Raw genomic sequence first — 24,578 nt, forward strand, 5'->3', positions numbered from 1 at the left:
ATGACAGTCATGCGACGCTTTTGAGTCGCATGACTGTCAGCCAGGCCGACCTAGACTCCACCCAGTTTCTGCATCAACTGGCCGTGCAGGCTGAAGGGCTTGCCCCGGCTGCGCACGCGCTGATAGTCGCCACCCGGTTTCTGCACCCAGGCCAGCGTGTTGTCACGCAACGCATAGGTGAAGGCCTCCGAGATGACACGACGCTTGAGGACCTTGTCGAGTACCGGAAACGCCACCTCGACCCGACGGAAGAAATTGCGGTCCATCCAGTCGGCCGACGACAGGTAGACATTTTCCTTGCCACCATCGAGAAAATAAAAGACCCGCGAATGCTCCAGGAAACGGCCGACGATGGAACGCACCCTGATGTTTTCGGACAGGCCCGGTACACCGGCACGCAGTGTGCACAGCCCACGCACCACCAGGTCGATCTTGACGCCTGCCTGACTGGCCTTGTAGAGCTCCTCGATGATCGAGGGCTCCAGCAGCGAATTCATCTTGGCCATGATGCGGGCCCGCTTGCCCTGGCGGGCATGCCCGGCCTCGCGCCGAACCATTTCGACAATGGTTTCGTGCAACGTGAACGGTGCCTGCAACAGCGCCTTGAGCGAACGCCGCATGCCCAGGCCCGTCAGTTGCGAAAACACCTTGTCCATATCCTCGCACAGGTCGGGATTGGCGGTGAGCAGGCCGAAGTCGGTATACAGGCGCGCGGTGCTGGGATGGTAGTTGCCGGTTCCCAGGTGGCCATAGCGGCGCAGTTCGCCGTTTTCACGGCGCAGTACCAGCGCCATCTTGGCGTGGGTCTTGTGGCCGACCACACCGTAGACCACATGCGCCCCGACCTCTTCCAGGCGGGCCGCCCAGTTGATATTGGTCTGCTCGTCGAAACGCGCCATCAGTTCGACCACCACGATGACCTCCTTGCCGGCCCGTGCCGCTGCCAGCAGCAACTGCATCAGTTCGGAATCCTCACCGGTCCGATAGATGGTCTGCTTGATCGCCACCACCTTGGGATCTGCCGCCGCTGCCGTCAGGAAATCGATCACTGGACGGAACGACTGATAAGGGTGATGCAACAACTGATCGCGCGCCGCAATCGCGGCGAACAGTTCATCGGGCTTGCCAACCACATGCTTGAACGGCTCGGGCACCGGCGCATGGTAGGTCGGATACAGCAAGTCGGGACGATCGACCGAATTGCAAAGCTGCATCAGCCGCGACAGATTGACCGGGCCATTGATCCGATAGGTATCGATGGGGGCCAGGCTGAATTCCCGCTGCAGGAAGGTTTCGAGTTCATAGGGCATCTGCGCATCGATCTCGAGCCGCACCGCCGCACCGAAGTTGCGCTGCGACAGTTCACCCTGCAGGGCCAGCCGCAGATTGGTGATTTCCTCGTCATCGACGAACAGGTCGCTGTTGCGCGTGACGCGCCACTGGAAGCAGCCCTGCACCGCGATGCCGGGAAACAGTTCACCCACGAAGGCCCGGATCAGCGACGTCAGCAGCACAAAGCCATGCGGCTGGCCACTGACCGCATCCGGCATGCGGATCAGGCGCGGCAAGGCGCGCGGTGCCGACACGATCGCAATCGAAGCCTTGCGCCCAAAGGCATCCCGCCCCTGCAACGGCACGATGAAATTGAGACTCTTGTTGAAAACACGGGGAAACGGATGCCCAGGACTGAGGCCGATGGGCGTGAGCAGCGGCATCACTTCGCGGCGAAACACCTCGAGCGCCCAGGCTTGCTGTGCCTCGTTCCATTCGGATGCCAGCGGCAAGACGATGCCCTCTTCCTTGAGACGGGGCAGGATACGCTCGTACAGCACGGAATACTTGCGTGCCACCAGCGCCTGCACGGCCGCCGTGACCTGACCGAAGGTTTCCGAGGGAAGCTGGCCATCCGGCCCGCGCGTCTGAGTCTTCTGGCGTTGCTGTTCCTTGAGTGTGGATACGCGGATCTCGAAGAACTCATCGAGGTTGGAGCTGACGATGCACACATAGCGCAAGCGTTCGAGCAGCGGCGTATCGGGCGACTCTGCCAGGGCCAGAACCCGCTCGTTGAACTTGAGGAGGGACAATTCCCGGTTGAGGAACAACGGTGAAGCTGCGTCAGAGGTCATTGTGCCAACCCATTCGAAAGCATTATTTTTTACCATCGAACCATGACAGGACGATGACAATACATCATGCCAGAGGCGCACATCAAAGCCAAGGGCCGCCAACAAGGCAAATCGGCATTTTCCGTATAATCCCCTTCGGACCCACTTTGCGCCACAGACACACGCATGGACAATCTTCTCGCTGCCGTCGATCTCGGTTCCAATAGTTTCCGCCTCTCGATCGGACGGGTCGTACAACGCGACGGCGTCCCCCAGATCTATCAGATCGACCGGCTCAAGGAAACCGTGCGGCTGGCGGCCGGCCTCGACAGCCAGCGCCGGCTCGACGCACCAACCATCGAACGGGCCGTTTCCGTACTGCAGCGATTTGGCGAACGCATCCGCAACTTCCCGCCAGCCCGCGTGCGCGTGGTGGCGACCAACACGTTCCGCATTGCGCGCAATATCGATGCGCTGCTGCCGCGTGCCGAAGCCGCACTCGGTTTCCCGATCGAGGTCATCTCGGGCCGCGAGGAGGCCCGCCTGATCTTCTCGGGCGTGGCACATACCCTGCCGCCCAGCGAAGCCAACCGCCTGGTGGTGGACATCGGCGGCGGCTCGACCGAACTCATCATCGGCCAGCAGTACGAACCGCGCCAGATGACCTCACTCTACATGGGCTGTGTCAGCTACAGCCGGCAGTTCTTTCCAGGCGGTGCCATCGATGCCCACCAGATGAAACTGGCCCAGTTGGCCGCACTCAACGAACTGGAGTCCATCGCCCGCCCCTATCGCCAGACCGGCTGGCAGGAAGCCTACGGCTCGTCCGGCACCAGCAAGGCGCTGTACGCCATCCTGACAGAATCAGGTTTTTCCAGACAGGCCATCACCCGCGAAGGCATGGAAAGACTCAGGAAAAAACTGATCACCGATGGCCGTGTCATCGCTGCAGAACTGCCCGGCATCAAACTGGAACGCGCCGATGTACTGCCCGGTGGCCTGGCCATCATGCTGGCAGTCTTCGAGGCACTCGGTATCGATACCATGCAGACCGGCGATGGAGCCCTGCGCCTGGGCGTCCTGCACGACCTGCTGGGGCGTGATGCCGCCAGCGACAAGCGCGATGAATCCGTGCGCCAGTTCATGGCCCGCTACCACGTCGACGTCGCCCAGGCGGCACGGGTACGCCAGACTGCCCTGTCCTTTTTCGACCAGATCCGGCCCGACGATGGCACCTCGGAGCGCCAGGAAATGGCCACGGCCCTTGGCTGGGCGGCCGACCTGCATGAAATCGGCCTGTCCATCGCCCACAACGGCTACGCCAAGCACACCGCCTACGTTCTCGACAATGCCGACATGCCCGGTTTTTCGCAGGACGACCAGGATCGGCTGGCTTCCATCACGCTGGCCCACTACGGCAAGCTGAACAGGGCCGGCACACCGATCATCAAGCAACCTGAATGGCCCGCCATCCTGTGCCTGCGCCTGGCCGTGCTGCTGCATCGCGGCCGCGCAGATCTGGACAGCCTTCCCCTGTCGCTGTCGGTCAGGAAGCAATCCATCATCATCCGCCTCCAGCGCGACTGGCTGGATGCGCACCCGCTCACCGAGTACAACCTGCAGGCCGAAGAAGAAGAATGGCGCAAGGCCGGCTTCGACTTCGAGATCATGTCGCGCTGACGCCAGGCTGGGTACGCACCTGCGCGGCACCCGGCAGACCCGTCCCAGGCGCGGCCATCCGGCAAGGCATCAGGCCCGCATCATGGCGGGCCTTTGTCATTGCGGCACTCTCTGCACTGCCAGGATCAACGATCAGTTCACATCAGGCAGGCCAAAGTGACGCCGATAACGAGCCGTCATCTCATCAAGGCACAGCATCACGGGAAAATCGGCCGCATTGAAATCAGGATCCCAGGCAGGTTCGCCGCACACCTTGGCCCCCACTTTCAGATATCCCTTGATCAGGGCAGGAATGCGCGCAGGCAGATTGCTGTCGAGCTTTTCGAAGGGATAGCGGTGTAACGGCTGTACTGTCAGCGGCAAGCAACGATCGACGTGTGGCTGCACGGTGCGCCAGACTTCGGCGGCCGTCACGCCATCATCGCGCAGGCTGACGCTGGCGCAGCCAAAGGCATAGCGATAGCCACGCAGATACAGGAACTTGGTCAACCCCGACCAGAGTTGCATGATCACGCCACCATTGCGGTATTCGGGATCCGTGCAAGACCGGCCAAACTCGACCAGTTCGTGGCGAATGCTGCTCAGACCTGCCAGATCGAACTCGGATTCCGAATAATAACGTCCTGCCTCGCGGGCTTTTTCGGGCGTGAGAATACGGTAAGTTCCCACGACGCGGCCTGTATCGACCTCACGCACCAGCAAGTGCTCGCACCACTGGTCGAAGTAATCCACATCGATACCACGATGCCCGTCCGGGAAGCGGACACCCAGTTCCTCGCTGTAGACCCTGAATCGCAGACGTTGAGCCTGTTCGACTTCGCCCGGCGAACGCGCCAGTCCAACGGTCAGGCCCGCTGCCGGGCTGACCGCCAAATGAGTTGACATCTGCTTTCCTGCATCCATATGCACCAGTTCAAGCATTGCCCAAGTCTCCTGAAACGATAAGTCCGGCTGGAGACCACAGTGTCGCCGCCGGATGTTTCAGGTTCTTGACGCTATTATGACGCCACCGTGAAATTCACGGTAGCCAGTTTTTCGACACCAGCCTGGGCCAGCGCCTCGTCTTCGGCTTCTACCATCAGGCGCAACTTCGGTTCCGTGCCGGAAGCCCGGATCAGCACACGCCCACGCCCTGCCAGTTCGGCCTCGACCTCGCGGGTCAGTTGTTGCAACAGAGCATGGTTTTTCCAGTCCGTACCCCGCGCCAACGGCACATTGATCATTTTCTGCGGATACATGCGCAGATCTGCAATCCAGTCTGCCAGCGTCGTCTGCTGGCGGCAGATGGCCGTCAGAACCTGCAGGGCAGCGATAATACCATCTCCGGTCGTGTGCTGATCAAGGCACAGCAGATGCCCGGAGCTCTCGCCACCATACTGCCAGCCATGCTGCTGCAACAGCTCCAGTACATAGCGATCGCCCACTTGAGCCCGCTCGAAGGGCACCCCAAGCTCGACCAGGCGCTTTTCCAGGCCAAAATTGGTCATCAGCGTACCTGCCACGCCCTGCACCTTGCCATGCAGCAGGCGCTCACGCACCACGGCATAAAGCAATTCGTCGCCATTGAAGATACGGCCACTGCCATCGACCATCTGTACCCGGTCGGCATCGCCATCGAGGGCAATGCCCAGATCGGCCTGATGCTGCCTGACGACTGCCACCATCGCCTCGGGATGGGTCGCGCCCACGCCTTCGTTGATATTGAAACCATCAGGATCGCAGCCCATTTCGATGACCTGCGCACCCAGCTCGCGAAACACATGCGGTGCAATGTTGTAGGCCGCACCATGCGCGGCATCGACGACAATGCGCAGGCCATTGAGGCTCAGTTCATTGGGAAAACTGCTCTTGCAGAATTCGATGTAGCGCCCTGCGGCATCGCTGAGGCGACGCGCACGACCGAGATTCTCGGAAGATGCGCAACCCATCGGCTGCTCCAGTTCGGCCTCGATATCCGATTCGACCGCATCGGGCAACTTCATGCCCTGCGCCGAGAAAAACTTGATGCCATTATCCTGGTACGGATTGTGTGAAGCGCTGATGACCACACCCGCCGACAGACGCAGCGTGCGCGTCAGATAGGCCACGGCCGGCGTCGGCACGGGACCTGCCAGCAGAACGTCGACACCGGCAGCCGACAATCCGGCTTCGAGCGCCGACTCCAGCATGTAGCCTGAAATACGGGTGTCCTTGCCGATCAGCACGGTCGGCCGGCCATGGCCCCGATAATCCTTCGCCAGCACTTTGCCGGCGGCATAGCCCAGCCGCATGGCAAAAGCCGGATTGATCGTGGCACCACCCACTTCGCCACGCACACCATCAGTACCGAAATATTTACGTTGAGACATGATTTGCCTATCCTGTTCTTGTTGATTATGCGGCAGTTTCGACTGCTTGCCAGACCTTGAGCGCATCCACTGTTTGAGCAACATCATGTACACGCACAATAGTTGCCCCGCGGGCGACGGCAGCAAGCGCACCTGCGACACTGCCGGCGACCCGTGCCTGGGGCGGCCGATCCACCACCTGCCCAATCATGGACTTGCGTGATAGCCCGATCAAGAGTGGCAAACCCAATTCTTGTAACTGGTCGAGTCGTCGCAGCAGCACGTAGTTCTGCTCCAGCGTTTTACCAAAACCGAAGCCAGGATCCAATGTCAGGCGTTGCGCCTGTATACCGGCAGCCAGCAGTTGTGCCGTCTGTCGGCGCAGGAAATCGGATACATCTTCAAGCAGATCGCCATAGACGGGAGCCTGCTGCATGGTGCGCGGCTCACCCTGCATATGCATCACGCACAGACCACAATCGGACGCGGCGACCGCCTCGATGGCACCCGGCAGCCTGAAGCCATAGATATCATTGATCATGTCCGCCCCGGCATCCAGGACAGCGCACATGACCTCAGGTTTGCAGGTATCGACGGATACCGGCACCCCCAGGTCACGGACACCTTCGATCACTGGCAACAGACGGGCCAGTTCGTCAGCGGCAGATACGGGATCGGCTCCCGGTCGGGTGGACTCGCCACCGAGGTCGAGGATATCGACACCCTCGGCCAGCAACTGTCGGGCATGGGCAATGGCCTGATCGGCCCGGTCATGGCAACCGCCATCCGAGAACGAATCAGGTGTGACATTGACGATACCCATGACATGCGGACGCGCCAGCGCAAGCTGGAAACGTCCACACTGAAAATCGTGGTTCATGGTCATCCGGGAGCAGGATCAAAAAGACCCGGCCAGGCCGGGTCTGTGCGCGTCAGACGGCGGCAGTTGCCTTGCCGTCTTCCTTGCCTTCATCATCCTTGGTGCCGGAAGCATCACCTGCCGAAGGCGTCGAGGGGCCAGAGCGGTTGCTGCTCGACGAAGGATCGTCGGGCTTGTGCGGAGGGCGCGGCTTGCGACCCTCCATGATGTCGTTGATCTGCTCGGCATCGATGGTTTCCCACTCGAGCAGGGCCGCCGTCATCACCTCGACCTTGTCGCGCTGTTCTTCGAGGATCTTGCGCGCCACGCTGTACTGCTCGTCGATGATGCGACGGATGGCGGCATCGACCTTCTGCATGGTGGCCTCGGACATATGCGTGGTCTTGGTCACGCTGCGCCCCAGGAACACTTCGCCTTCGTTTTCGGCATAGACCATGGGGCCCAGCGCTTCGTCCATGCCGTAGCGGGTGACGATGTCGCGGGCAATCGCAGTGGCACGCTCGAAGTCGTTGGAAGCGCCCGTCGTCATCTGATCCATGAAGAGTTCTTCGGCAATCCGGCCACCGAACAGCACGGCAATGGTGTCGAGCAGACGATTCTTGTCCATGCTGTAGCGGTCGCCCTCGGGCAACTGCATGGTCACGCCCAGCGCACGGCCGCGCGGGATGATGGTGACCTTGTGTACAGGATCGGTCTTGGGCAGCATGCGTGCCACGACCGCGTGGCCGGACTCGTGATAGGCGGTATTGCGGCGCTCTTCCTCGGGCATGACGATGGAGCGGCGCTCGGCACCCATGATGATCTTGTCCTTGGCCTGCTCGAAATCGATCATGTCGACCGTGCGGCCATTGCGACGGGCAGCGAACAGCGCGGCCTCGTTGACCAGGTTGGCCAGATCGGCACCCGAGAATCCCGGCGTACCACGTGCCAGCACATGGGCATCGACGTTGGGTGCAGCCGGCACCTTGCGCATGTGGACCTTGAGAATCTGCTCACGACCGCGGATATCGGGCAGCGGCACCACGACCTGGCGGTCGAAGCGGCCCGGACGCAGCAATGCGGGATCCAGCACGTCGGGACGGTTGGTGGCGGCGATCACGATCACGCCCTGCGAAGCCTCGAAGCCATCCATCTCGACCAGCATCTGGTTGAGGGTCTGCTCACGCTCGTCGTTGCCACCACCCAGACCGGCACCACGCTGGCGACCGACCGCATCGATTTCATCGATGAAGATGATGCAGGGAGCCTGCTTCTTGGCGTTTTCGAACATGTCGCGAACGCGGGCAGCACCCACCCCCACGAACATTTCGACGAAATCGGAACCGGAGATGCTGAAGAACGGCACCTTGGCCTCGCCGGCGATGGCCTTGGCCAGCAGCGTCTTGCCGGTACCCGGGGAACCGACCATCAACACGCCGCGCGGGATACGCCCGCCCAGTTTCTGGAAGCGGCTGGGATCACGCAGGAAATCAACCAGTTCCTGGACATCTTCCTTGGCCTCGTCGCAACCGGCGACATCGGCGAAAGTGATGGGATTGGTGTTTTCATCCAGCATGCGGGCGCGCGACTTGCCGAAGCTGAACGCGCCGCCCTTGCCACCGCCCTGCATCTGGCGCATGAAGAAGATCCAGACACCGATCAGCAGCAGCATCGGGAACCAGGAGACGAAGATGCTCATCAGCAGCGAGGGTTCCTCGCGTGCCTTGCCCGTAACCTGCACACCGGCCTTCATCAGGTCGGATACCATCCAGAGATCGCCAGGAGACGTGATCGTGTAGGGCCGTCCGGTATCCGGCGTGACATGCAGGACATCGCCCTGCACATCCACCCGATGGATGCGACCATTGCGTGCGTCTTCCATGAACTGGGTGTAGGTGACGCCGGAATTGACCTGGCTGCGGCCATCGAACTGCTTGAAGACCGTGAACAGCACCAGGGCGATCACCATCCAGATGGCGACTTTGGAAAAAGAATTGTTCAAGGAGTTTCTCCTGCTTGGTACATATGCGTGCGCTCCAGTCTCACGAGTGACAATGTTCCCATGGTAATTTCACCATTCTACCCTCATCCGCCGATTATTTCAGACCGCGTCCCACCAGGAAAGTTTCGGAGGATTTGTCACGCGAAGCCTGGGGCTTGCGCTCTACCACGCGCCGGAACTGCTGCCTGAAGGAATCGACAATCTGGGAAAATCCGCTGCCATGGAATGCCTTGACGATCAAGGCACCTTCCGGGCGCAGGTGATTGGCCGAAAACTCCAGTGCCAGATCGCAGACATGCTGGATGCGGGCGGCATCGGCCACGCCTACTCCAGAGAGATTGGGGGCCATATCCGAAATAACAAGGTCAACGGACTGCCCCTGCAATGTTTCTTCAAGCTGCCGCAACACACTGTCCTCGCGAAAGTCGCCCTGGATGAACTCGACACCGGCAATCGGCTCCATCGGCAGCATGTCCAGTGCGATAATCCGCCCATGGATCTCCCCGCCCGCCCCCTTGAGGCGCTCGCGTGCGACCTGCGACCAACTGCCAGGGGCTGCGCCCAGATCGACCACGATCTGGCCGGGGCGAAGCAGTTTCTCGACATCCAGGATCTCGGTCAGCTTGAACGCGGCACGCGCCCGGTAGCCTTTTTGTTGCGCCAGTTTCACATATGGGTCATTAATATGCTGGTGGATCCAGTCTTTGGAAAATTTTTTCTTGGCCATTCCCGTACAATCCGTTTATGTCGATATTAGAAATCACCCCACGGGAACGCAGTGCGCTGCGCGCCGAAGCCCACCCCCTGCGTCCGGTCGTACTGATCGGCGACAAGGGCCTGTCCGATCCGGTCCTGAAGGAAATCGATCGCAACCTGAATGCGCACGGCCTGATCAAGGTTCGCGTCAGTGGTGCCGACCGGGCCGACCGCGAAGTGCTGCTGCAGACCATCTGCGAATCGCTCTCGTGCGCCCCGGTACATCATCTGGGTAAAACGCTTATTTTATTCCGTCCTGCCTCCGCGCAGCAGGAGAGTGTCGCCGACCTCGGCGTGCAGCCCCGCCAGCACAACGAAGCCTACGTCCCCAAGCGTCTGGCTGCCGCGGGCAAAAGCGTGGCCCCAAAGCGCGCCAAGCCGATCAAGCGCACCGTCAGCTTTACGTCGGCACGTACCGCAGCCGGCCTGCCTGCCACCAAGAGCACCAGCCGCCCCACCAAGGCTGGCACCGGTTTTGCAAAGCCGGCCAAGGCAGGCAGTACCTCGAGCCCAGGTTCTCGCAGTGCGGCACGCCCAACACGCAGTGCCATGTCGCTCAAGGCAGGAGCCCGCAGTGGCGGGATCCGCCGCACGACTCTGGCTCGCGGCGGCAAGAAAGGCTGAGCTGCGCTCCGGGGCTGACTACCCCGATCATGGGAGCGGCTTCGGCCTTCCCCTGAATAATATCGGCCGATCTGATGATCGGCCTTTTTTTGTCGCCGGGCCGCCCCAAGACTAAAAGCGTCGCTTCGGGAGACGACACAAATAACAGGGTCAAACCGCAGCAGCGCAATACGCAACAAAGCCAGGGCGGCATGCAATCCGTTCGTAATAGGCCTGCACGGCCCCCAGGCGAGGGTGCTCGAAAGGCGTACCCAGCCAGCGGTGAACCGACAGGCCAATGGCGATATCCGCCAGACTGAACTCGGCACCGGCGACATAGGACCGGGTCTGCTGCAGCCTGTCGTCAAGGATGGACATGAACTTCGCCCAACCATTCAGGGACATACTGACCTGCGCTGGATCAGCATGATCGGGAGACTTGCGTACCAGCGACATGAAGGCATAGCTCCAGGCGCGATTAAGATCGGATGCCTGCCAGTCCAGCCATTGATCGACACGCGCACGCGCACGGGGATCCTGGGGATAAAGGGCACACCCCCCCTGGCGATTGGCCAGATAACGCAAAATGCTGTTGGACTCCCAGAGCACGAAATCCCCGTCAAGCAACACCGGCACCATCGCATTCGGATTGAGCACAGGCCCAAAGGACCTTGCGCACATTGATGGAAGAGGACCTGCCGAGGATCTTGAGCATGATGCCGCTGGTCAGGCTCAGACGTAACGGACTTCGAGCACTTCGTATTCGCGCAGACCCGACGGTGCCTGCACTTCGGCCACATCACCGGCACTCTTGCCGATCAGGGCGCGAGCCACGGGGCTGGCGATCGACAGCAGGTTGGCCCGCACATCGGCCTCGGCATTGCCGACGATCTGGTAGCAAACCTTTTCGCCGGACTCGAGGTCCTCGAGATTGACCGTGGCACCAAACACAATGCGGCCATCGGCATCAAGCTCGGCCGGTTCGATAATATGCGCGTTGGAGAGCAGGCCATCCAGCTCATTGATGCGGCCTTCGATGAATGCCTGCTTTTCACGGGCAGCCTCGTACTCGGCATTTTCGGACAGATCGCCCTGCGCACGCGCCTCGGCGATCGCCTCGATCACTGCAGGACGCTCCTTGGATTTCAGACGCGCCAGCTCTTCGCGCAGGCGTTCGGCCCCACGGGCAGTCAGAGGAATAGCAGAAGACATGTTTCACACTTCCTGAAAAATAAAAAACGCTCCCTGGGGAGCGTTCTGTCCGATATGCAGGATCCGTACTACGGATCATTCATCCAGAACGCACATATGCCAGCTGGCAGCGAAGACCATGGGCCTGCGCTGCGGCAACAAAGACAAGGACACGTTCATGTACGGACAGCTCCAGTCAAAAGAAAACCCCGACTCCGCATGAGCCAGGGCAAGACGTTGGGCATATTGTGGTCAAAATCGGGGTATAAAGCAAGCCCCGCCATCAAGCCTTGCGCCCGCCAGCCGGCAGGACCCGAACAGGCACGGATGAAAACCATCCTTGCCACATCGGGCATGGATGGTTTCCACGTCGGGATCAACCCTGCTTGAGTTGCTTGTGCAGATCCTGCAGGGCATAGACCCGCAGACCGGCCCCCTGGCGCATGTAGAGCATACCCTCGACCGCCGCCTTGGCACCCGCCAGTGTCGTGAAGAAGGTCACACGCGCGGCCAGGGCCTGGGTACGGATGGTACGCGAGTCGGCGATGGCATTGCGGCGCTCCTCGACCGTATTGATGACCAGAGCGATCTCGCCGTTCTTGATGGCGTCGACGATATTGGGACGGCCTTCGTTCACCTTGTTCACCAGTTGCACCGGCACGCCAGCCGCCTCGATGGCCGCCGCCGTGCCACGCGTGGCGACCAGCTTGAGACCCAGCTCATGCAGGCCACGCGCCACGGCAACGATCTCGTCCTTGTCCTGGTTCTTGACGCTGATGAACACCGTACCCGACTCGGGCAGGTTGACACCGGCAGCCAGTTGCGACTTGACGAAGGCTTCGCCGAAGGTTTCGCCCACGCCCATGACTTCACCGGTGGACTTCATCTCGGGACCGAGAATGGTATCCACGCCGGGGAATTTGACGAACGGGAACACGGCTTCCTTGACCGAGAAGTACGGCAGCGTGACTTCGCGCTCGACACCTTGCTCACGCAGGCTCTGGCCGGCCATCACGCGCGCGGCGATCTTGGCCAGTTGCAGGCCGGTCGCCTTGGAGACGAACGGCACCGTGCGCGATGCCCGTGGATTGACTTCGAGCACGTACACATCATTGACGTTCTGAATGGCGAACTGCACATTCATCAGGCCCTTGACGTTGAGCGCACGCGCCATGGCAGCCGTCTGGCGCTTGATTTCCTCGACCGTGGAGGACGGCAGCGAATACGGCGGCAGGCTGCAGGCCGAGTCACCGGAGTGAACGCCCGCCTGTTCGATATGCTGCATCACACCGCCCACGAACACCTGGTCGCCATCGGCCAGGCAATCGACATCGACTTCGATGGCATTGTTCAGGAAGCGGTCCAGCAGCACCGGTGAATCATTGCTGACCTTGACGGCCTCGCGCATATAGCGCTCCAGCTCGACCTGCTCATGGACGATTTCCATGGCGCGACCGCCCAGCACATAGCTGGGGCGCACCACCAGCGGATAGCCGATTTCCTGGGCATGGGCCAGTGCCTCGGCCTCGGTGCGCGCCGTGCGGTTGGGCGGCTGGCGCAGACCGAGCTTGGTGAGCAGCTTCTGGAAGCGCTCGCGGTCTTCGGCCACGTCGATGGACTCGGGGCTGGTACCGATGATAGGCACGCCATTGGCCTCGAGCGCACGCGCCAGCTTGAGCGGCGTCTGGCCGCCATACTGCACGATCACGCCAACAGGTTTTTCCTTGTCGACGATTTCGAGCACATCCTCGAGCGTGAGCGGCTCGAAGTACAGGCGATCGGAAGTATCGTAGTCGGTCGAGACCGTTTCGGGGTTGCAGTTGACCATGATGGTTTCATAGCCGTCTTCACGCAACGCCAGCGCGGCATGCACGCAGCAGTAGTCGAACTCGATACCCTGGCCGATCCGGTTCGGGCCGCCGCCCAGCACGATGATCTTCTTGCGGTCGGTGGGCTGCGCCTCGCACTCTTCCTCGTAGGTGGAGTACATGTAGGCGGTATTGGTGGCAAACTCGGCCGCGCAGGTGTCGACCCGCTTGTACACCGGGCGCACGTTGAACTGGTGGCGCAGCTTGCGGATCTCGGTGTCGCTGGTATCGAGCAGCCAGGCCAGGCGACGGTCGGAAAAGCCGCGACGCTTGAGCTGGAACAGGGTGTCGGCGTCGATATCGGCCAGGGTGCGCTGCTCGAGCGCCAGTTCGATATCGACGATTTCCTTGATCTGCGCCAGGAACCAGGGATCGATCTTGGTCAGGTTGTGCACCTCTTCCAGGGTGAACCCCTGGGCAAAGGCATCGCCCACATACCAGATGCGCTCGGGACCGGGCTCGCCCAGTTCGACCTCGAGCTTCTCGCGGTCGGTGGTTTTCTGGTTGAGGCCATCCACCCCCACCTCAAGGCCACGCAGGGCCTTCTGAAAGGATTCCTGGAAGGTACTGCCGATGGCCATCACTTCGCCCACGGATTTCATCTGCGTGGTCAGGCGCGCATCGGCCTGCGGGAATTTCTCGAAGGTGAAGCGCGGCACCTTGGTGACGACGTAGTCGATGGTCGGCTCGAACGAGGCCGGCGTGGCACCGCCGGTGATCTCGTTCTGCAGTTCGTCGAGCGTGTAGCCCACGGCCAGGCGAGCCGCCACCTTGGCGATCGGGAATCCCGTTGCCTTGGAGGCCAGGGCCGAGGAGCGCGACACACGCGGATTCATTTCGATCACGATCAGCCGGCCATTGACCGGGTTGAGCGCGAACTGGACGTTGGAACCGCCGGTTTCGACCCCGATCTCGCGCAGCACGGCGATCGAGGCATTGCGCATGACCTGGTATTCCTTGTCGGTCAGCGTCTGGGCAGGGGCCACCGTGATGGAGTCGCCGGTATGCACACCCATGGGGTCGAGGTTTTCGATGGCGCAGACAATGATGCAGTTGTCGACCTTGTCGCGCACGACTTCCATCTCGAATTCCTTCCAGCCGAGCAGCGATTCTTCAATCAGCAGCTCATTGGTAGGCGAGGCCTCCAGGCCACGACGACAGATGGTTTCGAACTCTTCGGCGTTGTAGGCAATGCCGCCGCCCGAGCCGCCCAGCGTGAAGCTGGGACGAATCACGGCAGGGAAGCCGGAAGTACCGATTTCCTCGGCAATACGGCGCTGCACGGCCCAGGCTTCGTCTAGAGAATGGGCCACGCCGGACTTGGCCGACTCCAGGCCGATGGCGTCCATAGCCAGCTTGAACTTCTGGCGATCTTCGGCCTTGTCGATGGCATGCGCGTTGGCACCGATCAACTCGACACCGTACTTGGCCAACACACCTTCACGATCAAGGTCGAGCGCGCAGTTGAGCGCCGTCTGGCCGCCCATGGTGGGCAGCAGCGCATCGGGACGCTCGCGGTCGATGATCTTTTCGATGGCTTGCCAGGTAATCGGCTCGATGTAGGTGACGTCGGCCGTTTCCGGATCCGTCATGATGGTGGCCGGATTGCTGTTGACCAGAATGGTGCGATAGCCTTCGGCCTTGAGGGCCTTGCAGGCCTGTGCGCCGGAGTAGTCGAACTCGCAGGCCTGGCCGATGATGATCGGGCCAGCGCCAATGATCAGGATGCTTTTTATGTCAGTACGCTTGGGCATGGAAATTTCCGGCTAATTATTTCTGGTCGGCCAGCAGGCTCATGAATTTGTCGAACAGCACGCCGATATCGTGCGGGCCGGGACTGGCCTCGGGGTGTCCCTGGAAGCTGAATGCAGGACGATCGGTCAGCTCCAGTCCCTGCAGCGTGCCGTCGAACAGCGACACATGAGTCACCCGGGCATGAGCCGGCAGCGTGGCCGCATCGACGGCAAAGCCGTGGTTCTGGCTGGTGATGAAGACACGCCCCGTATCGACGTCGCGTACCGGATGGTTGGCACCATGGTGGCCGGTTTTCATCTTGACCGTCTTGGCTCCGATCGCCAGGCCGAGAATCTGGTGTCCCAGGCAAATACCGAACACCGGCAGCTTTTTGTCCAGGAAAGTACGGGTTGCGGCGATGGCATAGTCGCAAGGCTCTGGGTCGCCAGGGCCGTTGGACAGGAAAATGCCGTCAGGATTGAGTTTGAGGACCTCTTCGACAGGCGTCTGCGCCGGCACCACCGTCAGGCGGCAGCCGCGATCGGCCAGCAGGCGCAGGATGTTGAACTTGACGCCGAAATCATAGGCCACGACGTGCGGGCCATTGCCTTGCGGCTGGGCATAGCCGCTGCCGAGCTGCCAGGAACCCTGGGTCCAGGGCTGGATCTGGTCGGTAGAGACCACGCGGGCCAGATCCTGGCCGGCCATGCCCGGGAAGCTGCGGGCCAGCGCCAGCGCAGCCTCGGCATCCGTGCCGGTCATGATGCAGGCACCCTGGGCACCACCGTCGCGCAGGATGCGGGTCAGCTTGCGGGTATCGACGCCGGAGATGGCAACGATGCCTTCCTTCTTGAGATAGTCGGGCAGCGAGGATGTGGCACGGAAGTTGGACAGCAGCGCCGGACAGTCCCGCACCACCAGCCCTGCCGCGAACACGCGTCGGCCCTCGACATCTTCCTCATTGATCCCGGTATTGCCGATATGCGGATAGGTCAGGGTCACGATCTGGCCGTTGTAGCTGGGATCGGTGAGAATCTCCTGGTAGCCGGTCAGGGAAGTGTTGAAGACGATTTCGGCGACCGAATGGCCTTCGGCTCCGATCGACACGCCATGAAAGACGGTACCATCGGCCAGGGCCAGGATCGCGGGATGGGAAGCAGGGAACAGGGGGGACGACAAGGAAGTCTCCGGGGAATTCATGGACGGGACGAGCAAGCTGGACGTTAAACCTTCCTATTATAACCTACCTATCTGCTGTCATTTGTGGGCAATTTGCGCATTCAGAGCGGTAAATATGCCAGTCTGCACGGCCAATTGTGCAATTTCTCACAGCCGAGGCGTGCCCTGCCTGGAGGTGATCCACGCCAAAGGCAACAGGCAGGTTTTCTGGCATGCCATCCGTCACCGGCCCCGTGTATGATCTTCGAATGACGGGCCCTCCGCCACTTCGGCATCCACATTGATCAGACGGACACCTGCAACATGACCACCCTGCTCGACTCCCTGCGCCGTTCCACCACCGTTGTTGCCGACACCGGCGACTTCGAATCCATGCGGGCACTCAAGCCGACCGACGCCACCACGAATCCCTCGCTTATCCTCAAGGCGGTGCAGCAGGATGCCTACCGCCCCCTGCTGGAACAGGTCGCGCGCGACCACGGCAGCCTGTCGCTGGAGGCCCGCACCGACCGGTTGCTGGTGAAATTCGGCCGCGCCATTCTCGATATCGTGCCTGGCCGTGTTTCCACGGAAGTGGACGCGCGCCTGTCGTTCGACACGCGCGCCACGGTCGAACGTGCACGCAGCCTGATCGCGCTGTACCGTATCGCCGGCATTGACCGCGAGCGCGTGCTGATCAAGATTGCCGCCACCTGGGAAGGCATCCAGGCCGCACGCATCCTGGAAGCCGAGGACATCCGCTGCAACATGACGCTGATTTTCTCGCTGGGGCAGGCCGCCGCCTGCGCAGACGTGGGCGCACAACTGATCTCGCCGTTCGTGGGCCGCATTTACGACTGGCACAAAAAAGCAGCCGGCAGCCAATGGGACGAGCAGACACATGGCGGAGCCCAGGACCCCGGCGTACAGTCCGTAACCCGCATCTACCAGTACTACAAGCAACACGGCTTCACCACTGAAGTCATGGGTGCGAGTTTCCGCAACGCGGGGCAGATTCTGGCGCTGGCCGGCTGCGACCTGTTGACCATCAGCCCCGACCTGCTGACACAGCTCGACAGCGTACAGGGTACCGTCGAGCCCCGCCTGCGCGCCGGTGGTGCCTATCCGGTCCAGGCCCGTATCGGCGTGGATGAAATCAGCTTCCGCTCGCAGCTCAACGAGGACGCCATGGCCACCGAGAAGCTGGCCGAAGGCATCCGGGCCTTCGTGGCCGATGCCCGCAAGCTCGACACACTGCTGCAGGACAGGGCCTGACAGCCACCCGACCACTCAGCGGCGGGCGCGACGCAGATTGAATACCTGCAGCGCAGCGCCCACTGCTGCCACGGCACCCGCTGCCACCCCCAGGGCATCATACGAAGCCCCCGCGGCCAGCAGCATGCCACCGCCCGCCGCACCCAGGGCACTCCCAAGGTAGAGCGCCGATTCGTTCAGGGCAACGGCCAGATCGCCATCCCCCTGTCGTTCGCGCGCATTGACCAGCAGATTGTTCTGCGGCACCTGCAACGCCCATCCCACCGCGCCCCATACCGCTACGGGCAGCAGTGCCAGCCAGGGTTGCCAGGCGGCGGCCAGCGGCGTCACCCCCAGTGCCACGGCCAGCCACACCATGATACCCAGCGTCAGCCTGCCCGGTGCGAGCCGGTCGGCCAGCGGCACGACCAGGATACTGCCCAGCAGGCCGCCTGCCCCCCACGCCCAGAGCCAGGGTGTTGCATCGGCCAGGCCACCGGGCGACACCGCCAGCAGCAGTGCCGCCAGATAGGTATACAGCCCCAGGCTGGCGGCAGCGGCCAACAGCGATACCAGCAACGCCCCCAGGACACGGCCGTCATGCAACAGGTACAGTCGATCATGCCAGCGCACCGCCGGACCGGCCTGCGGCAGTTCCGGCAACCTTATCCACAGTCCCAGCCAGGACAGGCCACCCAGCACAGCCACCAGCCATAGTGCAGCCGTCCACCCGAACCACTGCGCAAGCATCAGTCCCAGCGGAACGCCCAATACAGTACCGCCCGCCATGCCGCCCATCATCAAGGCAATGGCCCGGCCACGCTGCACAGGGGCCACGATGGCCGTGCTGGCGGCGATCCCCAGCGCCAGGTACTCCCCCGCGCCGATACCGGCCAGCGCTCGCCAGAACAGCAGCCATGCAAACGAACCGGCACACGCACTGGCCGCATTGGCGGCCACGAACAGGCCCAGCGCCCAGAGCAGGCCGGCACGTCGCCGCCGCGCCGGCAAGAGTGCCACGCACAACGGCGACCCCAGGCCATAGGCCAGCGTAAAAGCCGTCACCAATTGTGCCGCCATGGACACCGGCACTGAGAATGCACCCTCGATCAGCGGGATCAGGCCCGCCGTGACATAGGAGGCCATGCCCAACGCAAACGCCCCCAGGGCGATCAGACCGACCACGGCAAACGGCCTCATCGCTCCCCGTGCCTTACTTCCAACATCTGCCTGCATTCGATGCGCCCATCCATAAAAGAAAGCACCATTCTGCAGAGCCTATTAAGGAATTACAATTTAGCCAATTATGCTATTACAAAGAGCACCTTCCCTATGGACAGACTCCATCGCCATCGCACGGCCCTGGCCGATTTCCTGCGCACACGACGCCAGCGCATCACACCCGCACAGGTCGGCCTGCCCACCGGCGGACGGCGGCGCACGCCGGGCTTGCGGCGTGAAGAAGTTGCAGCACTGGCCGGCGTCGGCCTGACTTGGTATACGTGGCTGGAACAGGGTCGGGATATCGGGGTCTCCGCCTCATTCCTCGACAATCTCTCTCGGGTCCTGAAGCTGGACGCCGCCGAACGGCGTCATCTCTATCTGCTGGCCCATGCACGCCCGCCTGCCGAGCCCGGCAAGACCTGGTGCACTGTCCCGCCCCTGGTGCTGCGCCTGATGCATGACCTGGCCCCCCATCCCGCCTTTATCCTGAACCTGCGCTGGGACGTGCTGGCCAGCAACCGGCCGGCTGAGGATCTGTTTGGTTTTTCCGGACAGCCACCCGATCGGCGCAACCTGCTGAACATGCTGTTCACCGATCCGGCCCTGCGTGCCCTGCATGCGAATTGGGATAGCGAAGCGCCGCGCATCCTGTCCAGCTTCCGGCGCGACCACGCCCAGGCGGCCCCGGAGGCCGATCTGGATGGACTGGTATCGGAACTTCAGAAAATCTCACCTGATTTCCGGCAATGGTGGCAGGCGCATGAAGCGCATGCCCCCTGCAGCGGACAGCGAGAACTGGTGGTGGATGGCCAACGCGTGATCTTCGACCACACCTCGCTGACACTGGATGGCGATCGCCATCTCCGATTGGTCGTCTATGCCAGACGCAATGCCGATACATCGGCCATGCCCACCGCCTGATGGTGTCGGCGGGCATGGGATGGCATCAGAGCTTTTCCATATCGCCGGTCTTGGGTTGCCAACGCATCAGACGCTTCTCGGCAATGCCGACCGCAGTATCGAGTACCAGCGCGCAAGCCGTCAGTACGACAATCCCTGCGAACACGGTATTGACCTCGAAGGTGCCTTCAGCCTGCAGGATCAGGTAGCCGACGCCGGCCGCCGAACCCAGGTATTCCCCCACCACGGCCCCCACGAATGCCAGGCCCACCGATGTGTGCAGGCTGGAGAATACCCAGCTCGTGGCCGACGGCAGGTAGACATGGCGCAGCAGCTTGCGGCGATCCGCTCCCAGCATACGGGCATTGTCCAGCAGGATGGGGCTGACTTCGCGCACGCCCTGATAGACGTTGAAGAACACGATGAAGAACACCAGCGTGACGGCCAGCGCCACCTTGGACCAGATGCCCAGACCGAACCACATGCCGAAAATCGGTGCCAGGATCACGCGCGGCATCGAATTCATGGCCTTGATGTACGGATCCAGGATGGCACTGGCCAGCGGCGACAATCCCAGCCACAGCCCGCAGGCCAGGCCACCTGCCGTACCGATGCCGAAGGCCAGTACGGTTTCGGTCAGCGTGATGTACAGGTGATGATAGATGTCGGCGTCGGTGATGAACCAGGCCCAGATCTTTTCAGCCACCATCAGCGGTTGCCCGAAGAAGAAGGCAACACCCGGATCCTGTGAAAAGAAATGCCATGAGCCCAGGATGATGACCAGCAGCAACACCTGCCAGAAGCGCATCGTTGCAGCGCGGGGTTTGATCAGATTCCACATGCTTGATTACCCCTGTTTCTGACGGGCATAGCCCTTGAGCACTTCTTCGCGCAGCACATCCCAGATGGCGCCATGCAGTTCCACGAAACGCGGATCCATGCGTACCTCTGCCACATCGCGCGGCCTGGGCAGGTCGATGGCGAATTCACCAATGGGATGGGTGCCCGGTCCCGCCGACAGCACGATCACGCGATCGCTCATGGCAATCGCCTCGTCGAGGTCATGCGTAATGAACAGCACCGCCCGGCGCTTGGCCATCCAGATATCCAGCACCTCGTTTTCCATCAGTTGGCGCGTCTGGATATCCAATGCTGAAAACGGCTCGTCCATCAGGATGATGTCCGGGTCGCGGATCAGCATCTGTGCCAGCATGGCTCGCTTGCGCATGCCGCCCGACATCTGGTGCGGGTAGCGTTCGCCGAAATTGCCCAGGCCGACGCGACGCAGCCAGTCCTGGGCGCGGGACTCAGCCTCGTGCTGTGGCACGCCGGCAAACTCCAGTCCGGCCATGACGTTGGACAGCGCACTGCGCCACGGCAACAGCGCCTCGCCCTGGAACATGTAGCCGGCACGCCGGTTGATGCCATCGAGCGGCTGGCCGAAGACGCGCACACTGCCCGAGGATGGACGCAGCAGACCCGCGGCCACGTTGAGCAGCGTGGATTTGCCGCAGCCGGTCGGGCCAACCACGGAGACGAACTCGCCTGCGCCCACGGTCAGGGTTGTGTCGGCCATCGCCGTATAGCGCTGGTTGCGATCCTCCCGGGAGACAAACGTGCAGGTGATGTTTTCAAAAGACAGCGCAGCTTCAGACATGGGGATACTTCTCGCCGGCGCGCTGCGCGTATTCGTTGGTCCAGACTTTGGACAGGTCGATCTTGTCGGCCGGGAAGTTCGCGTTGTAGGCAACCAGGGCCTTGAGCGCCGTCTCGGGGCCATCCTGAGCGACCAGGCCGTCAGGCGACAGGCCATCGATATTCTTGCCGATGGCAAAGGCATACAGGGCCGGATCACCCAGGCGGTAGGACTCGGGCATGGCCTCGACGATCTGCTCGGGCGGCGTGGCATGCACCCAGCGGTCGGCGCGCACGATGGCATTGGCCAGGCCCTGCACGATCTCGGCATTGCCATCGATGAATTTCTGCGGCGCATACAGGCAGGACGAAGGCATGTTGCCCCCGAAGATTTCCAGCGTATCCCTGACCGTGCGGGTATCGACAATGATCTTGATATCACCCGACTGCTCCAGGATCGAAATCACCGGATCAGTATTGAGGATGGCATCGATCTGGCCCGAACGCAGTGCCGCCACGGCCCCCGCGCCAGCCCCCACACCGATGACCGCAACATCGCTGATCTTCATGCCATGCCTGGCCAGGAAGAAGCTGAGCAGCATGTTGGTGGACGAACCCGGTGCGGTCACGCCGATTTTCTTGCCCTTGAGATCTGCAGCATCCTTGTAGTCTGGCAATGTCTTGGTCGACACACCGAAACCGATCATGGGGGCCCGCCCCTGCATCACCAGCGATCGGTAGAACTGTCCCTTGGACTGCAGGCTGATGGTGTGCTCGAAAGCGCCGGACACCACATCCGCACTGCCGCCGACCACGGCCTGCAAGGCGCGCGAGCCACCGGCAAAGTCGGAAATAGTCACGTCCAGGCCTTCTTCGCGGAAGTAGCCCAGTTGTTCGGCTGCCGACAGCGGCAGATAGTAGATCAGTGCCTTGCCGCCTACGGCAATATGCACTTTGTGTGCGGAACCCTGGGCGCGCACAAAGGCGGGGGCCAGCCCCAGCATGCTGCCAGCGGCCGCCAGCTTCAATAAGTCGCGTCGATGCATGGACACGGTCAAGCTCCTGTCAGGATGAACAAATAATTATCGACAGGCACGCCCGCTGTCTCGTACGGGCTGTGCCGGATTCACGCGGGTTATTCAGGACGGTGATCCTGCCTGGCCCGCGTCCTCCGCTGGCACCGATATGCACCAACTCGGCAAGAAAAGAAGGAGAATCATACTCTACCCCTGCCGCAAAGCCGCATGGCAGGCCGATCTCCGCCAGAAATCAGTGCCCGGACGCCCGGGAAAACAGATTGATCACCAGCACGCCGCCCACGATCATCAGGATGCCAAGCAGGGCTGGCAGATCCAGCCGTTGATGAAATACGAAATGCCCGATCAGGGCGATCAGCACAATGCCGATACCGGACCACAGCGCATAGGCGATACCCACCGGAATCGTCCGCAACGTCAGCGACAGGAAATAGAAGGCCACGCCATAGCCGATCACCGTAACCACCGACGGCACGGCTCGCGTGAAGCCATCGGATGCCTTCAGGGCACTGGTGGCAATGATCTCGGCCAGGATGGCGACGAGCAGGAACAGGTAGTTTTTCATACGTTGCGGTCAGGCTGCCGCGCGATGCGCTCAGTCCTGGTGTGAGTCGCGGCGCTCCATCAGCGCCCAGGCCAGCGTACCGGCATCGACATACTCAAGCTCGCTGCCTGCCGGCACCCCACGTGCCAGTCGCGAAACGCGCAGGCCGCGCGAGCGCAGCAGCTCTGCAAGATAATGGGCCGTAGTTTCGCCTTCGGCGGTGAAGTTGGTCGCCAGGATAACCTCCTGCACCACGCCATCACAGGCCCGATCAAGCAGATTCTGGAAACCCAGTTCCCTGGGCCCCACCCCTTCCAGCGGAGCCAGCCGCCCCATCAGCACGTAGTACAGGCCGTGGTAGCCATGACTGGCTTCCAGCATGTTCTGGTCGGCGGGTGTTTCGACGATGCAAAGCTGTGCAGGATCGCGACGGGGGCTGAGACAGATGCCGCAGACCTCATCCTCGGTAAAGCTGTTGCAGCGCCGGCAATGCCTGAGATCTCCGACGGCATGACGCAGTGCCTCGCTCAGATGCAATGCGCCCGAAGCGTCATGCTGCAGCAGGTGGTAGGCCATGCGCCGAGCCGAGCGTACGCCCACACCGGGCAGGCGACACAACGCTTCGATCAGCGCCTGCAGCGGCTGCGGTTCGGGCAGGGAGGGATCGCTCATGCCTGTGGCATCAGAACGGCAGCTTCATTCCCGGCGGCAGCGGCAGACCGGCCGTTACACTGGCCATTTTTTCCTGCGAAGTGGCTTCGGCCTTGCGCAAGGCATCATTGAAGGCTGCGGCGACCAGATCTTCGAGCATGTCCTTGTCTTCGGCCAGCAGGCTGGGGTCGATTTCGACACGGCGAACATCGTGGCGGCAGGTCATGCTGACCTTGACCAGCCCACCGCCTGCGGCACCGTCAACGACGATCTCAGCCAGCGACTCCTGAGCCTTCTTGACGTTTTCCTGCATCTGCTGCGCCTGGCGCATCAGGCCGGCCAGTTGTCCCTTCATCATGGTGTTGCTTTCCCTTGTGTGGAGTAACGTATCGCCTGTGATCAGCGGTAGCCGACTACAGGCCCTGCGTGGATGGTCGGATAGACCCTAACAAGACTCGGCCGCCGAAATCCGACTGCAAGGTCTGCACCAGGGGATCCGACGCGATGGACTGCTCTGCAGCCAGTTGCCGGGCACGCCGGGCAGCTTCATCCTGTGCATGCGCTGTTTCGCTGCCCGTGGCACCCACCTCGATCTCGAGGCGGATATCCTGACCAAAATGCTCACTCAGCGCATCGCGCAACCGATCCTTGGCAGAAATATCGGCCAATGCCTGATTGGCCACCCGGATTCTAACAACATTGCCCTGCGTGCCCAACCATTCGCTCTGGCGTGCCAGTTGCTCGGCACCACCGCGTACGGGCAATGAGCGAGAGAACACATGCCACGGCTGTGACAGGGCCAGCTCGCCCGGCGCTGCCGGCCTGGGAACTTCTGCCGCTGGAGACTCAACCGCTGCCTGCGATACGGGCTCGTGCACCTCGGCTGGCGTGGCAATCGGCACCGGTGCCATCGCGCTCAATTCCGGCGTGACTGCGTGAGCCTGCTCGGGCAGCAGCATCGCCCCCGGCGCTGCCTGGGCCTCGGGCACGGGCGCAACCGCCTGACGCTCAGGCTCAGGCTCAGGCTCAGGCGTGGGCGTGGGCGTGGGC

At 61.9% G+C, this 24,578-nt stretch carries 21 protein-coding genes and 1 pseudogene; 4 read left to right on the forward strand and 18 right to left on the reverse strand.

All coding sequences use genetic code 11. From position 1 onward, the window contains the following. Window positions 1-50: 50 nt before the first annotated feature. Window positions 51-2,126: a polyphosphate kinase 1 gene (gene ppk1, locus ABN482_RS11675; RefSeq protein WP_349504148.1), complete on the reverse strand. Its 2,076-nt coding sequence runs from the start codon at window positions 2,124-2,126 to the stop codon at window positions 51-53. 165 nt (window positions 2,127-2,291) lie between these two features. On the opposite strand from ppk1, the gene ppx reads away from it, so the two are divergent. Further along, complete coding sequence (ppx, locus tag ABN482_RS11680; RefSeq protein ID WP_349504149.1) at window positions 2,292-3,785, forward strand: exopolyphosphatase; 1,494 nt, start codon at window positions 2,292-2,294, stop codon at window positions 3,783-3,785. 132 nt (window positions 3,786-3,917) lie between these two features. Here the strand turns inward: ppx and ABN482_RS11685 are convergent, their stop codons facing one another. From ABN482_RS11685 to ABN482_RS11705, 5 genes are all read right to left on the reverse strand, one after another. Beyond that, window positions 3,918-4,706 carry a GNAT family N-acetyltransferase gene (locus ABN482_RS11685; protein WP_109061388.1) on the reverse strand — a complete coding sequence of 263 codons (789 nt, stop codon included), beginning with the start codon at window positions 4,704-4,706 and terminating at the stop codon, window positions 3,918-3,920. A gap of 77 nt (window positions 4,707-4,783) precedes the next feature. Next, window positions 4,784-6,133, reverse strand: a complete 1,350-nt coding sequence (glmM, locus tag ABN482_RS11690; RefSeq protein WP_349504150.1) for a phosphoglucosamine mutase — start codon at window positions 6,131-6,133, stop codon at window positions 4,784-4,786. 25 nt (window positions 6,134-6,158) lie between these two features. Beyond that, the gene (folP, locus tag ABN482_RS11695; protein WP_349504151.1) at window positions 6,159-6,992 is read right to left on the reverse strand and encodes a dihydropteroate synthase; all 834 of its coding nucleotides are present in this window, start codon (window positions 6,990-6,992) and stop codon (window positions 6,159-6,161) included. 52 nt (window positions 6,993-7,044) lie between these two features. Next, entirely contained in the window at window positions 7,045-8,973 is a 1,929-nt protein-coding gene (ftsH, locus tag ABN482_RS11700; protein ID WP_349504152.1) for an ATP-dependent zinc metalloprotease FtsH, read from the reverse strand. A gap of 94 nt (window positions 8,974-9,067) precedes the next feature. Next, a complete protein-coding gene (locus ABN482_RS11705; protein ID WP_349504153.1) occupies window positions 9,068-9,700 on the reverse strand; it encodes an RlmE family RNA methyltransferase in 633 nt (210 codons plus the stop codon). Between the two features lie 17 nt (window positions 9,701-9,717). Between ABN482_RS11705 and ABN482_RS11710 the strand changes: the two genes are divergently transcribed. Further along, complete coding sequence (locus ABN482_RS11710) at window positions 9,718-10,353, forward strand: YhbY family RNA-binding protein (RefSeq protein WP_349504154.1); 636 nt, start codon at window positions 9,718-9,720, stop codon at window positions 10,351-10,353. Window positions 10,354-10,503: 150 nt separating this feature from the next. Here ABN482_RS11710 and ABN482_RS11715 read toward each other — a convergent pair. The 4 genes and pseudogenes from ABN482_RS11715 to carA all read right to left on the reverse strand — a co-directional run bounded on the left by ABN482_RS11715 (window position 10,504) and on the right by carA (window position 16,292). Further along, window positions 10,504-11,047: pseudogene (locus ABN482_RS11715) on the reverse strand (glutathione S-transferase N-terminal domain-containing protein). 17 nt (window positions 11,048-11,064) lie between these two features. Beyond that, window positions 11,065-11,544 (reverse strand): transcription elongation factor GreA, encoded by a 480-nt coding sequence (gene greA, locus ABN482_RS11720; RefSeq protein ID WP_349504155.1) that lies wholly within the window; start codon window positions 11,542-11,544, stop codon window positions 11,065-11,067. A gap of 355 nt (window positions 11,545-11,899) precedes the next feature. Continuing rightward, a complete protein-coding gene (gene carB, locus ABN482_RS11725; RefSeq protein WP_349504156.1) occupies window positions 11,900-15,145 on the reverse strand; it encodes a carbamoyl-phosphate synthase large subunit in 3,246 nt (1,081 codons plus the stop codon). Window positions 15,146-15,161: 16 nt separating this feature from the next. Further along, the gene (gene carA, locus ABN482_RS11730; protein ID WP_349504170.1) at window positions 15,162-16,292 is read right to left on the reverse strand and encodes a glutamine-hydrolyzing carbamoyl-phosphate synthase small subunit; all 1,131 of its coding nucleotides are present in this window, start codon (window positions 16,290-16,292) and stop codon (window positions 15,162-15,164) included. A gap of 315 nt (window positions 16,293-16,607) precedes the next feature. Between carA and tal the strand changes: the two genes are divergently transcribed. Next, a complete protein-coding gene (gene tal / locus ABN482_RS11735; RefSeq protein ID WP_349504157.1) occupies window positions 16,608-17,558 on the forward strand; it encodes a transaldolase in 951 nt (316 codons plus the stop codon). Window positions 17,559-17,573: 15 nt separating this feature from the next. Here the strand turns inward: tal and ABN482_RS11740 are convergent, their stop codons facing one another. Next, window positions 17,574-18,737 carry an MFS transporter gene (locus ABN482_RS11740; protein WP_349504158.1) on the reverse strand — a complete coding sequence of 388 codons (1,164 nt, stop codon included), beginning with the start codon at window positions 18,735-18,737 and terminating at the stop codon, window positions 17,574-17,576. Window positions 18,738-18,869: 132 nt separating this feature from the next. Here ABN482_RS11740 and ABN482_RS11745 point away from each other — a divergent pair, with 132 nt between their 5' ends. Further along, the gene (locus tag ABN482_RS11745) at window positions 18,870-19,682 is read left to right on the forward strand and encodes a helix-turn-helix transcriptional regulator (RefSeq protein ID WP_349504159.1); all 813 of its coding nucleotides are present in this window, start codon (window positions 18,870-18,872) and stop codon (window positions 19,680-19,682) included. Window positions 19,683-19,707: 25 nt separating this feature from the next. Here the strand turns inward: ABN482_RS11745 and ABN482_RS11750 are convergent, their stop codons facing one another. From ABN482_RS11750 to ABN482_RS11780, 7 genes are all read right to left on the reverse strand, one after another. Then, complete coding sequence (locus ABN482_RS11750) at window positions 19,708-20,502, reverse strand: ABC transporter permease (RefSeq protein WP_349504160.1); 795 nt, start codon at window positions 20,500-20,502, stop codon at window positions 19,708-19,710. A gap of 6 nt (window positions 20,503-20,508) precedes the next feature. Beyond that, on the reverse strand, window positions 20,509-21,318 hold the full coding sequence (locus ABN482_RS11755; RefSeq protein ID WP_349504161.1) for an ABC transporter ATP-binding protein: 810 nt from the start codon (window positions 21,316-21,318) through the stop codon (window positions 20,509-20,511). Further along, window positions 21,311-22,348, reverse strand: coding sequence for an ABC transporter substrate-binding protein (locus ABN482_RS11760; protein ID WP_349504162.1), 1,038 nt, complete (start codon window positions 22,346-22,348; stop codon window positions 21,311-21,313). Before ABN482_RS11760 ends, ABN482_RS11755 begins: the two co-directional genes overlap by 8 nt. Before the next feature lie 217 nt (window positions 22,349-22,565). Continuing rightward, complete coding sequence (locus ABN482_RS11765) at window positions 22,566-22,898, reverse strand: DMT family transporter (protein WP_349504163.1); 333 nt, start codon at window positions 22,896-22,898, stop codon at window positions 22,566-22,568. A gap of 30 nt (window positions 22,899-22,928) precedes the next feature. Continuing rightward, window positions 22,929-23,549, reverse strand: coding sequence for a recombination mediator RecR (gene recR / locus ABN482_RS11770; protein ID WP_349504164.1), 621 nt, complete (start codon window positions 23,547-23,549; stop codon window positions 22,929-22,931). Between the two features lie 10 nt (window positions 23,550-23,559). Continuing rightward, window positions 23,560-23,886, reverse strand: coding sequence for a YbaB/EbfC family nucleoid-associated protein (locus tag ABN482_RS11775; protein ID WP_109061373.1), 327 nt, complete (start codon window positions 23,884-23,886; stop codon window positions 23,560-23,562). 55 nt (window positions 23,887-23,941) lie between these two features. Next, a partial coding sequence (locus ABN482_RS11780) for a DNA polymerase III subunit gamma/tau C-terminal domain-containing protein (RefSeq protein WP_349504165.1) occupies window positions 23,942-24,578 on the reverse strand: 637 nt, incomplete at its 5' end.

Source organism: Corticimicrobacter sp. (genome assembly GCF_040137905.1).
Classification (GTDB): Bacteria; Pseudomonadota; Gammaproteobacteria; order Burkholderiales; family Burkholderiaceae_B; genus Corticimicrobacter.

Coding starts and splice junctions, on each gene's coding strand:
- recR (WP_349504164.1), bottom strand. CDS start 23,549: ATGAGCGATCCCTCCCTGCCCGAACCGCAGCCGCTGCAGGCGCTGATC.
- carB (WP_349504156.1), bottom strand. CDS start 15,145: ATGCCCAAGCGTACTGACATAAAAAGCATCCTGATCATTGGCGCTGGC.
- glmM (WP_349504150.1), bottom strand. CDS start 6,133: ATGTCTCAACGTAAATATTTCGGTACTGATGGTGTGCGTGGCGAAGTG.
- tal (WP_349504157.1), top strand. CDS start 16,608: ATGACCACCCTGCTCGACTCCCTGCGCCGTTCCACCACCGTTGTTGCC.
- ABN482_RS11685 (WP_109061388.1), bottom strand. CDS start 4,706: ATGCTTGAACTGGTGCATATGGATGCAGGAAAGCAGATGTCAACTCAT.
- ABN482_RS11740 (WP_349504158.1), bottom strand. CDS start 18,737: ATGAGGCCGTTTGCCGTGGTCGGTCTGATCGCCCTGGGGGCGTTTGCG.
- ABN482_RS11765 (WP_349504163.1), bottom strand. CDS start 22,898: ATGAAAAACTACCTGTTCCTGCTCGTCGCCATCCTGGCCGAGATCATT.
- folP (WP_349504151.1), bottom strand. CDS start 6,992: ATGAACCACGATTTTCAGTGTGGACGTTTCCAGCTTGCGCTGGCGCGT.
- ABN482_RS11745 (WP_349504159.1), top strand. CDS start 18,870: ATGGACAGACTCCATCGCCATCGCACGGCCCTGGCCGATTTCCTGCGC.
- ppx (WP_349504149.1), top strand. CDS start 2,292: ATGGACAATCTTCTCGCTGCCGTCGATCTCGGTTCCAATAGTTTCCGC.
- ABN482_RS11750 (WP_349504160.1), bottom strand. CDS start 20,502: ATGTGGAATCTGATCAAACCCCGCGCTGCAACGATGCGCTTCTGGCAG.
- ABN482_RS11710 (WP_349504154.1), top strand. CDS start 9,718: ATGTCGATATTAGAAATCACCCCACGGGAACGCAGTGCGCTGCGCGCC.
- ABN482_RS11755 (WP_349504161.1), bottom strand. CDS start 21,318: ATGTCTGAAGCTGCGCTGTCTTTTGAAAACATCACCTGCACGTTTGTC.
- ppk1 (WP_349504148.1), bottom strand. CDS start 2,126: ATGACCTCTGACGCAGCTTCACCGTTGTTCCTCAACCGGGAATTGTCC.
- ABN482_RS11705 (WP_349504153.1), bottom strand. CDS start 9,700: ATGGCCAAGAAAAAATTTTCCAAAGACTGGATCCACCAGCATATTAAT.
- greA (WP_349504155.1), bottom strand. CDS start 11,544: ATGTCTTCTGCTATTCCTCTGACTGCCCGTGGGGCCGAACGCCTGCGC.
- ABN482_RS11775 (WP_109061373.1), bottom strand. CDS start 23,886: ATGATGAAGGGACAACTGGCCGGCCTGATGCGCCAGGCGCAGCAGATG.